An 11,315-nucleotide genomic window follows, 5' to 3' on the forward strand; every position below is an offset into this window, starting at 1 on the left:
AAGCGCACTGGGGCCCGGAGTCCGGCGCGTACCGCACCGGCATATCACCGGAATTTCCTGGCCGAAATTCACTGTGGCGGGAATGCAGACCCCAAGGCGTCCCGTTGCCACTGCTATGCCCGACTCCACCCAGCGCTCCCGCATGCCCCTCGCCGTCTACATCCTCGGCCTCTCCGTCTTCGCCCTCGGCACCAGCGAATTCATGCTCTCCGGGCTACTCCCTCCCATCGCCGACGACATGGACGTCTCCATCCCGCAGGCCGGCCTGCTCACCTCCGCCTTCGCCATCGGCATGGTGATCGGAGCGCCCCTGCTGGCGGTCGCCACCCTCCGGCTCCCCCGCAAGACCACCCTCATCACCCTGATCTCCGTCTTCGGCCTCGGGCAGGTGGCCGGCGCAGTGGCACCGACGTACGAGATCCTCTTCGCCTCCCGGGTGATCAGCGCACTGGCGTGCGCCGGCTTCTGGGCGGTCGGCGCGGCGGTCGCCATCGCCATGGTTCCGGTCACCTCACGGGCCCGAGCCATGGCCGTGATGATCGGCGGGCTCTCCATAGCCAATGTCCTCGGCGTTCCGGCCGGGGCGTTCCTGGGCGACCACCTCGGCTGGCGATCCGCGTTCTGGGCCGTGGGTCTGGCATCGGCCGTCGCGCTCGTCGGCGTGATCACCCTGATCCCGCACATCCCGCTCCCGGCCGAGAAGCCGAGGCTGAAGCGGGAACTGCTGATCTACCGCGACCGACAGGTCTGGCTGTCCATCGCCGTGACCGCGCTCGCGGCGGGCGGAGTGTTCGCGGTGTTCACCTACTTCGCCCCGCTGCTGACCGATGTGGCGGGCATGGACAAGAGTTCCGTCCCGATGGTGCTGGGTCTCTTCGGCCTCGGCGCTCTGGTGGGCACGGTGGTCGGCGGTCGGGTCGCCGATGCGCACCTCTTCGGAGTGCTGCTCTCCGGCATCACGGCATCGACGGTCTTCCTCGCGGCGCTCGCCCTCTTCGCCTCGACGCCCGCAGTGACGATCGCGCTGGCGTTCCTGCTCGGCCTCTCCGCGTTCTACACCGCGCCGGCGCTCAACGCCCGGATGTTCAACGTGGCGGGCGCAGCCCCCACCCTGGCGGGCGCGACGACGACCGCCGCCTTCAACCTGGGCAACTCGGGCGGCCCTTGGCTCGGCGGCAAGGTGATCGACGGCGGGTTCAGCCCCGCGGCGACGGCCTGGGCCGGGGCGGGAATGACGATCGTGGCACTGGCCCTGGTGGCCGTCTCACTGCGACTCCACGGCACCTCCCGCCTGGTCGCGGCCTCCGCACCGGCTTCCGACTCCCCCGTCCTACCTGCGACACCGAGCCCCGAGCGCGTCTGATCCGGTGCACGATTCACCCGGCCGTGGGACGCAGGACAAAACGGCCACGGCCGGGGAAACCATCGACGGCGCCTATCAACACGCCGAGCGGGTGCCCTTCGGGCAGCAGGTCCGGCTACCGGTGCCGTTCGACCTCAAGCTCGACACCGCGCCCTTTCCCCACTGACCCGCCGCAGGCGGCTACCAGGCCCGGCCCTTGGGGCGCCGCAGGCCGGCCGTCACCAGCAGCCGCACCACTTCGCGGCTCGACACCTCCACCGCACCGGCCTCCACCGCGTCCGCGTACCGATGGGACGGCACGTCGTAGTGATCGCGTTCGAACGCCCTCGGCGGACAACCGATCGAGGCGGCGAACACATGGAGTTCCTCGTACGACAGATCGCTGATGAGGTGGGACCAGAGCCGACCGTGGCCCGGCCAGGTCGGTGGGTCGATGTACACGGTCACGCCAGCCCGCCGACCTGCGCCACCACCACGCCTGCCTTATGGCACACCCACTGGGGATCGGGCCCCAGTTCCGGTTCCACTTCGAGGGCGTGTGGATCACCCTGATCGCACACGGGGCACAGCGGCCAGCGGCCATGTCGTTCCAAAAGGGCGTCCTGTACGTCTTGGGCGACGAGGCCCGTGATGTACTCAATGCCCTGTGGCCACTGCTCGACCCACCAGCGCCGATGGGTCACCGAGTCTTCCACCAGCGATACGACTGCCGCGTCGGCCACGTCGCGAGCGGCGAGATCCGCAAGCACGAGGGCCCGGGCCAGATGAAGGGCCTGCTCAAGAGGGTCGGCGTCGTCCATGGAGCCATTGTCACCCCTTTGGAGTACCGACCGCGGCACCGTACAGGGTCTTGACGTGAGGGTATTTTTGAAAATATCTTTCATAATGTGAGTGATTCCGTGAAGGATATTTTCAGCACGCTTCCCCCTACCGGGTCAAGGGGGCATACGCCCCCTGCCCCGGCCGCCCTGGCCGCGAAGGTCCGCACCCTCGCGCCTTCGATGACCCGCTCCATGCAACGGGTCGCCGAAGCCGTAGCCGAAGACCCCGCCGGCTGCGCCGCCCTGACCGTCACCGGACTCGCACAACTGACCGGCACCAGCGAAGCCACCGTCGTACGCACCGCGCGCATCCTGGGGTACCCCGGGTACCGCGATCTACGCCTCGCACTGGCCGGTCTCGCCGCCCACCAGCAGTCGGGTCGATCCCCCAGCGTCACGGCTGACATCGCTGTCGACGACCCGATCAGCGAGGTGGTCACCAAGCTGGCGTACGACGAACAGCAGACCCTCGCCGACACGGCGGCCGGTCTCGACATCGCCCAACTCTCCGCGTCCGTGGCCGCTCTCGCCACGGCCCGTCGGATCGACATCTACGGCGTCGGCGCATCCTGCCTCGTGGGGATGGACCTCGCCCAGAAACTGCTCCGCATCGGCCTCGTCGCCCAGGCCCACGCCGATCCGCACCTGGCCATCACCAACGCCGTACAACTGCGCTCCGGTGATGTCGCCCTCGCCATCACCCACTCGGGCAGCACCAGCGATGTGATCGAGCCACTGCGCGTGGCCTTCGACCGCGGCGCCACCACGATCGCGGTCACCGGCCGCCCGGATGGACCGGTCACCCAGTACGCCGACCAGGTGCTGACCACGTCCACCGCCCGCGAGAGCGAACTGCGGCCGGCCGCCATGTCCTCCCGTACGGGGCAACTGCTGGTCGTCGACTGCCTGTTCATAGGTGTCGCCCAGCGGACCTACGACACGGCGGCTCCCGCACTCGCCGCCTCTTACGAAGCGCTCGCCCACCGCCACAACCACCGCAACCCGAGATGAAGAGCGGCGACGGACCACCTGATAGAGAGCAGGGCTCCATGACCTCCACGTCGGCATCGACGTCGACCTCCGCATCGGCCTCCACAGCAACCTCCGCGCACTACCGCGAACTGCGCGCCCAACTCGACTCCCTGACCACCGAGGCGTTCCGCCCCGAGCTGGCCGACATCGACGAGCTGCCCACCCTGGACATCGCGCGGATCATGAACGGGGAGGACCAGACCGTCCCCGCCGCGGTCGCCGCCCAACTGCCCCGGATCGCCGCCGCGATCGACGCCATCGCCGAACGGATGGCCCGCGGCGGACGGCTGGTCTACGCGGGCGCCGGTACGGCCGGCCGGATGGGCATCCTCGACGCCAGCGAGTGCCCCCCGACCTTCAACACCGGCCCCACGCAGGTGGTGGGCCTCATCGCCGGCGGTACGGAGGCGATCTCCGAAGCCGTCGAGGGCGCGGAGGACGATCCCGACTTGGCCGCCGCCGATCTCGACGGGCTGGCACTGACGCCGGACGACACGGTGATCGGCGTCTCCGCCTCCGGTCGCACCCCGTATGCCGTGGGCGCCGTCGAGTACGCCCGTTCCCGGGGCGCGCTCACGGTCGGACTGTCCTGCAACGCGGGCAGCGCGCTGTCGGCCGCAGCCGACCACGGAATCGAGGTCGTCGTCGGACCGGAACTGCTCACGGGCTCCACCCGGTTGAAGTCCGGCACGGCACAGAAGCTCGTCCTCAACATGATCTCGACGATCACCATGATCCGGCTCGGCAAGACCTACGGAAACCTCATGGTCGATCTGCGTGCCTCCAACGAGAAGCTGCACGCCCGTTCCCGGCGGATCGTCTCCCTGGCCACCGGTGCATCCGACGAACAGGTCGAAGCCGCGCTCGTCGCCACCGACGGCGAGGTCAAGAGCGCGATCCTGACGATCCTGGGGAAGGTGGACGCCTCCACGGCCACCCGGCTGCTCACCCAATCCCACGGCCATCTCCGCGCGGCCCTGTCAGCAACCGGCTAGCCCCCTGAGAAACCGGACGAGAACCGGACGAGAACCAGCTGAGAACCGGCTAAGAACCGGCTGAAGCAGCCACCACGCGGGCCCATAGAGAACACCGCGCCATGAAGAACACCGTGCACGAAGGCAGACACAGAGAACCGGAGCGCACGGAGCACACGGAGCACACGGAGAGCACGGAGAACACACCGTTCGTGCAGGAAGGATTCGCGGCGCCCGAAAACCGGTCGTGCCCCTGGCCCCTCGGCCCCACCCGAGGCCCCGGCACCACCCTAGGGTCGCCCTCCGCCTTCCTCGCACACCGAGGGAACAGCGCGCAGCAGTACCCCCACCGTGCCCGTATCTCAGCCGCCGACAGCGTCCAGCGCCTCGACGAGCCGGCGAGCGCGGGTGTCGTCCCGCAAGAGGGCTTCCACCAGGGGCCCGGTTCCACTGTCGGACGCGGCTGCGTCGAGGTACTTCCCGACGGCCCGGGAATCCTCCGCCCCGAGGGCGAACCTCTCCGATTCGTCACGATCGATCGCCGACCACACCGAGGCGTAGTCGACACCCATCTCATGGAGTCGTCGACCGCCCGCGTACCGGGTGTCCAGGAGGTTTGCGCCGGCCAGCCCCTCGGCCGCCAGATGCGGGTAGTGCACGGCCACTTCATGGGTTGCGAGGACGGCCAGCAGCAGGTGTTCGGTGCGCTGTTCATCGTGGCCGAGCCACTTGACGTGTACCTCGGCCTCCATCTTCACCCAGGCGATCGGGGTGGAGGACCAGTTGACCCCGGCGGATATGACCAGCCACCGCTTGAAGAACCCGAGGCTCCGATAGGCGCGGTGCCCCAACAGGCCGTCGCGGGTCTTCCACAGCATCAGGTCGAGGCCGTCATCGGGGTCGGGCTCCGCGCCGTCGAGGAGGGCGATGACGGCGGCGGGGGTGGTGCCGCAGATCCGCAGCGCCTCGGCGGCCCGGCTCTGTTCGTCCTGGAGTACGGCCCGTAGGAGCATGATCGTGGTCAGTTTCTTCGCACGTTGCTGTACGGCCGTGGCCATGGCGGTGTCGACAGCTCGTCGGGCGGCACCGGTCAGTTGGACGCCCTTGGCCGCGTGCTCGCCCAGCGCGACCTGGATGTCCACGCTCCGGGCGATGTCGTCGGTGCTCGTCCAGGCGTCGGCGCGGCCCGCCCGGTCGCGCAGCAGACTGAGCATGACGGTCTTGGTGACCCGTGCGTCGGCCAGCGCGCGCCTGGCGGTGGAGCCCTCGTCGGTGAGGGCGGCCAGGAGTTGTTCCGTACCGATGGGACCTTCGTCGTCACGGGCGCCCCGGGCGGCGCCGAGGACTCCGGCGGTGCTCCAGTCGGGTTCGACGACGGTCGGCGTCGGGCTCTGGCCCGGGTGGCTGGTCATGGGCCCACCATGCCCGAAGAGGGTGCATATGGCATCGACTGCGAGGTGGAGCCCCGGCGTTCTCATTGGTCGTGGTGGACCGGCCCAAAGAGCACCCAAAGAGGGTTGCGCAATCCGGCCATGTCATGCCGGGGCGGCGATCGGAGGGCCCGAGGACGACGGGTCCAGACACGGGCTGCAAGCGGGTGCCCGCATTTCCCTGCGCAGGGCAACCATATGACCCTCTCCCAGGTCAGACGGGCGACAACACATGATCGACCGGCACCAGCCCGACATCTGATGGGGAAGCTCTTGAGACGGATCACCGCGGCGTGCGGCACAGCCCTCGCCATTTCCGCCACCACGCTGATAGCGGCGCCGACCGCACAGGCGGCCGAGGTGGATCTGAAGTCGAGCACCTGGAGCAGCCAGTCCGACAGCAAGGTGCACGTCGGTTTCGAGCAGCACGACACCACGTACCGCCCGGAGGACGTGACGATCCGCATCCGGAAGAACGGCAGCGAGGACGTCCTGTCGAGTCTCAAGCTCCAGAACACGGACAGTTGCTCCGTGACCTACGACTGCTGGGACATGCACTTCTCCACCGGGGCGGTCACCCTTCCGGACATGGGCGTCTACACGCTCGACGTGGTCGTCCGGGAAGGGCAGCAGAACGAGTTGGTCGACCGTGACAACGGGGTCTTCAACTACGTCCTCGACCCGAAGCTGACCGTCGAGCCCGAGCGCCCCTGGGTCTCCTTCGACACCCGGACCGTGCAGGTGTCGGGCAGCCTGGTCGCCAAGGACCCGAACACCCTGGCGGTCAAGCCGTTCCCGGGGGCGACCGTCAGCAGCCGCCAGCAGTTCCACGGCGACCCGAAGCGCATCCGTACGGATGAGAACGGTCGTTTCACCGCCCGGTACGACGCCTCGCACCCCACCGACATGACCCTCAGCTACTACATCGACAGCGCGAGCGAGCAGGTCGTCCTGCCACTTCGGCAACAGGCGTTGAAGATCGCGCTGACCACGCAGACCGGGACGATCTCGGCGCCGTACGGAAGCGATGTGCCGGTGCGCGGCACCGTGAAGCGCATCGCCGATGACGGCCGTGAGAAGCCGCTGGAGGGCGCGGCGGTCACGATCGCCGGACAGCAGACCGTCCAGACCCAGAGGGACGGGTCCTTCGCGGGCGCGCTCTCCGTGACGCAGAAGACGACGGCCCGGGTCACGGCGTCCCTCGACGGCTGGTTCACCCCGCTGAACCAGACCTTCGCCGAGGTGGCCAAGCCGAAGAACACCACGACGTTCAGCCCGGTCTCTGCCAGCGTGGACAAGTACCGCAAGGTGACGTTCAGCGGAAAGCTGGGCGTCACGGAAGGTTCGTACCCCGCGGGGACGACGGCGACCATCACCATGGAGCACTCGACGGACGGGCGTACCTGGAAGAGCACCGGGACCTTCACCGCCCCGTACGGGAGCGCCTTCCGCCAGAGCCCGCCGCAGAAGGCCACCGGCAGCGGTCATTGGCGTCTGCACCACACGCGCTCGGGGGTGACCAGCAAGCCGGACAAGCTCGGCCGCAAGTCCACCATGGTGTGGAACGAGGACTTCACCCCTGAGGGCGTCCGCAAGGGGGCGACGATCACTGCCAAGGGGGGTCTGGTGCAGTACTCGGGCTCCACCTGGAAGCCGTACGCGGGTCAGACCGTCCGTATCTACTTCAAGCCGGCCACCCGCGGCGGGGCATGGCGACAGCTGGGGACGGTCAAGACGCTGTCGAGCGGCAACTTCAGCAGGCAGTTCTCGGCCGTGCAGGACGGCACCTGGCAGGTGCGGTACGTGGACACGGCCAGCACGCACTACGCGGACAACGGCCGTGAGGACTTCATCGACGTCCGCTAGGCAGCGGCAGCAGCAGACCCGACCAAGCTCTCGTACGAGGTGCACCGCCCGCGGCCGTTTCCACAGGCCGCGGGCGGATGTCCGGGCGGGTCCACCCGGTGCGCAGCGCTCCGGCTCAACTGCCCGGTGCTCGGCGCTCAGGGGTGGCCGCTCGGCGCGCAGTACTCCGGTTCAGCGCGCAGTGCTCCGGCTCAACCCAGGGACGCCGTCAGGTCCACCTCGATCAGCTGTCCCGGGTAGCCGAGTTGGGCCACGCCCAGAAGGGTGCTCGCCGTGGTGAAGGCGGGGGCGAGCACGGAGTCGTTGAGGCGGAACCAGGCCGCCGCCAGCACCTCCGCATCGGCACTCGCCACATAGATCACCGATCGAACGACGTCCTGCGGGGTGGCGTCCACCGCGGTGAGGGCAGCCACGGCATTGGCCGCGACCTGGTCGATCTGGGCGTTGAGGTCGGCCTCTCCCACCAGTTCGCCGGCCGGATCCAGGGGGCATTGCCCGGCCAGATATGCGGTCCGGCCCGCTTCGACGACGGTGATGTGGTGGTAGCCGGGGGTCGGGTGGAGATTGTCAGGGTTGATTCGGGTGATGCGTGCAGTCATGGTCCGAGTCTCATCGAAAAGCGGAGGGGGCGCACCGGGATTTCGCTCCCGGCTCGCCCCCGCGTCCGCCTCCGTATATCGGCGGTCGATCAGCCCCTGACCTGGTGGAGTACGACAGCGAGTCTCATCGCCGTATCCAGATTGCACCGCCCCAGATCGACCAGGGGGTAGGGGTCATCGCTGGCGAGCGAAATGGGGTCGACGCGAAGCGACGGCAATGTCACTCCCATTTCCCTCAGTTCGGTCCTCAACTGTTCGATGACCTCCTCGGCCGCCCGTAGGCGCTCCGCCGATTGCGTTGTCACAGGCCCTTCACCTCCACGCCGTGGTCGCGACTTACGTACACAGCGTGTCCAAGAACTGCCCCGCCTGAACAAGGACAATCCAGCCCTAATAGTCCTACTATTTGGCGGGCGAGTCGGCGCCGGGCCAGGGCTGCTCACGACGGCCTACGCGGGTGTGCCGGAAGCCGGTCCCGACGCTGGGAGCTTGAGCTTCGAGTCACGGAGATCGCGTTTGGCGCCGGTCGGGCCAGGGCAGCCAGTCATCGGATCTCGGGCCCACCGGGATTTGAGCCCCGAGCCGCAAGCCCTCTTTTCAAGGAACGGGAGGAGGGCTTCAACCCACCCACCCACCCCAGCAGTTGACTCCGGGCTACCGGTTTGCCACAGAGCGTCATAAGGCTCTAGCGTGCCCACAGCGGCACGACTTCCGTGCCCTCAGCACGAAACAACCCCCGCCAGGCGCTAGCAACACCTGCGGGGGTCTGACCAAACAAGATCACAAGACCAGAAGAGTGATCCAGATGGCTGACGCCAAGCTTAGTGCTGGCCCGTCCCAAGTGCACGCCCACACCCACCCGATGGCCAATCCGGGCTACGGAAAGCGCTCAGCGCCGAACCAACTAGCGCCCACCAAGCAGACGTTCGCCCACCTCCCCCGTCGGGAGGCCGCCGTCGCCGCCTACATCGACCGGCTGGCGGACGGCTCGGACATCTCCGTCAAGACCCTCGCCAAGGTCCTCCCGTACGGGCAGTGCGCCTTGCGTACGGCTCTCAACCGCCTGGCCCGCGCGGGCCACTTACGCCGTGGTCGCGAACACCTCAAGGGCTCGAACAGCGCCCGCTGGGTCACCCGTACCTGGTTCTCGCGCACCGCACGGGAAGACAGTTGGTGGACCGCCTTCGCCGGTGGGGAGCTTCGGGAGGACGATCCGCCCCGGCCCACCCGGTCACGGGCCCTGATCCTGCTGGCAGCCCTGGGCCGTACGGCTCCCGCGCTCTCCCTGTCGGCGGCGGAGTGCGCCTCCCTGGAGCCGCTGGTGTCCCAGTGGTTCACCCGTGGCGCCACGGAAGCCGAGGTGCTGCGGGCGCTGACCACGGGGTTGCCCGACCCGATCCACAGCCCGGCGGCCCTCACCCGCAACCGACTGCTGCACAAGATCCCCCTGGCGACCCCGGCACCCCCGCCCGCCCTACGCATCCTGGAGTGCGACACCTGCGGCGCGCCCGGACGCCCACAGGCGCTGCCTGGTGGCACCTGTGCCTCTTGCCGAGGAGAACGCGCCCCCTCCACGAACCCCGCCGCCCTGCCACCGTCCCGGGTGCACGCCCACGCCCAACTGGCCCGCAGATCCGCCAGGGCCACACGTTGACGTGCGCTGGACCCGATCGTCAGGAGAACCCCGGTGTGAGCGGATTGCTGGGCCCCGGGAGCGTTCCGGTGCGCTCCGGCTCCGACGGGGAGGGACAGTTCAGATTGCTCGCCGGCAGCCGGCCGGACACCAGATAGGCATTGGCCGCGGTCTCGGCGCAGACATTGCCGCTGAGGTCGTACACGCCGTGCCCCTCACCCTCGTCGACCGTCACCAGACGCGAACCCTTGAGCGCCTTGTGCATGGCGATCCCCGTCGACAAGGGGGTCTGGGAGTCCCACTCGTTGTGGAGGATCAGCGCACTGCCCCCGTGGTTGATCTTGGTGGCCGGCTCGATCGCCTTGGTCCAGAACGCACAGGGGGAGACATTGGAGGGGTGGTCCCCGTACAGCGGATAGCGACCTGCGTCGTGGTACGCGTCCCGTCGATAGGTCTGGGGGTCGCGCGGCCAACTGCGGCTGTCCCCGCACAACAGGGCGTACAGGGCCGCCACCGCATTGTCCGACACCGGCTTCAACTCGGGCAGCGCCGGTACGGGTTCACCCTCCGCAGCCCGCTTCAGATCGGCCATGTACCCCGCACCAATGCGGGGCGAGAAGAACGTACCGCGGAACAGATCGCGGATGTCCGCACCGGTCAGGGAGTGCTCGCCCCAGACGATGGGCTCGCGGTCCGCCCGGTCCACCAGCCCCCAGAAGGTCCTGATCACCTCGTCGCGGGTGTCCCCGAGCCGATAGGTGGTGTGGCGCTCGGCGGTCCACTCCGCCCACCGCTGGAAGGCGGGCTCGGCCTCCGACGCCCACTTCTGGAAGGTGCCCCGCCAGATGAGTTCGGGGTCGATGGCGCTGTCCAGGACGAACCGATCGGTACGCCGGGGGAACAACTGCCCGTAGACCGCGCCCAGATAGGTGCCGTACGAGTAGCCGAAGTAGGAGATCTTCTGCTCGCCCAGTACGGCCCGGATGATGTCCATGTCCCGCGCGGTGTTGCGGGTGGTGGTGTAGCGCATCCGGTCGCTGGACTCGGTGCGGCACTTGCTCGCGATGGTGCGCGCCCATGCCACCTGCTGGGAGAACGCCTTCTCGCGGAAGGGCCTGAGCCACTTCCGCTCGTCCTCGGTGGTGCGACAGCTCAAGGGGGAACTCTGGCCGACGCCCCGCGGGTCGAAGCCGATCAGGTCATACCGGTCGGTGACCGACTTGGGCATGGCGGTCGTCATCTCGAGCGGCATGCCCAACCCACCGGCACCGGGCCCACCGGGGTTGAGCAGCAGCACTCCACGGCGCTTGACCGGGTCTCCCGCGGTGAGCCGCGATATCTCCAGATCGATCGCCCTGCCGCCGGGCGTCTGGTAGTCGAGCGGCACTTCGATTGTCGCGCACTGGAAGTCGGGAGTGGTGTCGGCACAGGACTGCCACACCGGGGTCTGGCGGATGTACCGGTCCAGCGCGCTGGCCGCACTGGCCGGTTCCACGGAGTAGAGCGCAGGGGCGAGCGTCGCAAGCACGGTGACCGCGATCAGTGGCACCAGCCGCTGTGCACGCATGGAAAGTCCTTCCGATCTCGGCCCGGCGAA

At 68.6% G+C, this 11,315-nt stretch carries 12 protein-coding genes; 6 read left to right on the top strand and 6 right to left on the bottom strand.

The window, feature by feature from the left end; genetic code table 11:
• The first annotated feature begins 142 nt into the window (after positions 1-142).
• Both OID54_RS17210 and OID54_RS17215 read left to right on the top strand, forming a co-directional pair.
• Complete coding sequence (locus tag OID54_RS17210) at positions 143-1,363, top strand: Cmx/CmrA family chloramphenicol efflux MFS transporter (RefSeq protein ID WP_329027589.1); 1,221 nt, start codon at positions 143-145, stop codon at positions 1,361-1,363.
• A gap of 4 nt (positions 1,364-1,367) precedes the next feature.
• On the top strand, positions 1,368-1,529 hold the full coding sequence (locus tag OID54_RS17215; RefSeq protein WP_329020587.1) for a hypothetical protein: 162 nt from the start codon (positions 1,368-1,370) through the stop codon (positions 1,527-1,529).
• Positions 1,530-1,543: 14 nt separating this feature from the next.
• Here the strand turns inward: OID54_RS17215 and OID54_RS17220 are convergent, their stop codons facing one another.
• Complete coding sequence (locus OID54_RS17220) at positions 1,544-1,810, bottom strand: DUF4031 domain-containing protein (protein ID WP_329020589.1); 267 nt, start codon at positions 1,808-1,810, stop codon at positions 1,544-1,546.
• Positions 1,807-2,163 carry a hypothetical protein gene (locus OID54_RS17225; RefSeq protein ID WP_329020591.1) on the bottom strand — a complete coding sequence of 119 codons (357 nt, stop codon included), beginning with the start codon at positions 2,161-2,163 and terminating at the stop codon, positions 1,807-1,809. The genes OID54_RS17220 and OID54_RS17225 overlap by 4 nt, the downstream gene beginning before the upstream one ends.
• A gap of 99 nt (positions 2,164-2,262) precedes the next feature.
• Between OID54_RS17225 and OID54_RS17230 the strand changes: the two genes are divergently transcribed.
• Both OID54_RS17230 and murQ read left to right on the top strand, forming a co-directional pair.
• A complete protein-coding gene (locus OID54_RS17230) occupies positions 2,263-3,195 on the top strand; it encodes a MurR/RpiR family transcriptional regulator (protein WP_329027591.1) in 933 nt (310 codons plus the stop codon).
• A gap of 38 nt (positions 3,196-3,233) precedes the next feature.
• Positions 3,234-4,211, top strand: coding sequence for an N-acetylmuramic acid 6-phosphate etherase (murQ, locus tag OID54_RS17235; RefSeq protein WP_329020593.1), 978 nt, complete (start codon positions 3,234-3,236; stop codon positions 4,209-4,211).
• A gap of 341 nt (positions 4,212-4,552) precedes the next feature.
• On the opposite strand, the gene OID54_RS17240 is transcribed toward murQ, so the two are convergent.
• On the bottom strand, positions 4,553-5,602 hold the full coding sequence (locus tag OID54_RS17240) for a Clp protease N-terminal domain-containing protein (protein ID WP_329020595.1): 1,050 nt from the start codon (positions 5,600-5,602) through the stop codon (positions 4,553-4,555).
• Between the two features lie 279 nt (positions 5,603-5,881).
• Between OID54_RS17240 and OID54_RS17245 the strand changes: the two genes are divergently transcribed.
• Positions 5,882-7,486, top strand: coding sequence for a hypothetical protein (locus OID54_RS17245; protein ID WP_329020597.1), 1,605 nt, complete (start codon positions 5,882-5,884; stop codon positions 7,484-7,486).
• Positions 7,487-7,677: 191 nt separating this feature from the next.
• Here the strand turns inward: OID54_RS17245 and OID54_RS17250 are convergent, their stop codons facing one another.
• Entirely contained in the window at positions 7,678-8,085 is a 408-nt protein-coding gene (locus OID54_RS17250) for a RidA family protein (RefSeq protein ID WP_329020599.1), read from the bottom strand.
• A gap of 89 nt (positions 8,086-8,174) precedes the next feature.
• Positions 8,175-8,390, bottom strand: a complete 216-nt coding sequence (locus OID54_RS17255; RefSeq protein WP_329020601.1) for a hypothetical protein — start codon at positions 8,388-8,390, stop codon at positions 8,175-8,177.
• 500 nt (positions 8,391-8,890) lie between these two features.
• On the opposite strand from OID54_RS17255, the gene OID54_RS17260 reads away from it, so the two are divergent.
• Complete coding sequence (locus tag OID54_RS17260) at positions 8,891-9,739, top strand: hypothetical protein (protein WP_329020603.1); 849 nt, start codon at positions 8,891-8,893, stop codon at positions 9,737-9,739.
• A 19-nt stretch (positions 9,740-9,758) separates the two neighbouring features.
• Here the strand turns inward: OID54_RS17260 and OID54_RS17265 are convergent, their stop codons facing one another.
• Positions 9,759-11,285, bottom strand: coding sequence for an alpha/beta fold hydrolase (locus OID54_RS17265; protein WP_329020605.1), 1,527 nt, complete (start codon positions 11,283-11,285; stop codon positions 9,759-9,761).
• Positions 11,286-11,315: the final 30 nt, after the last annotated feature.

The sequence above is a fragment of the Streptomyces sp. NBC_00690 genome (genome assembly GCF_036226685.1).
Taxonomy (GTDB): Bacteria; Actinomycetota; Actinomycetes; order Streptomycetales; family Streptomycetaceae; genus Streptomyces.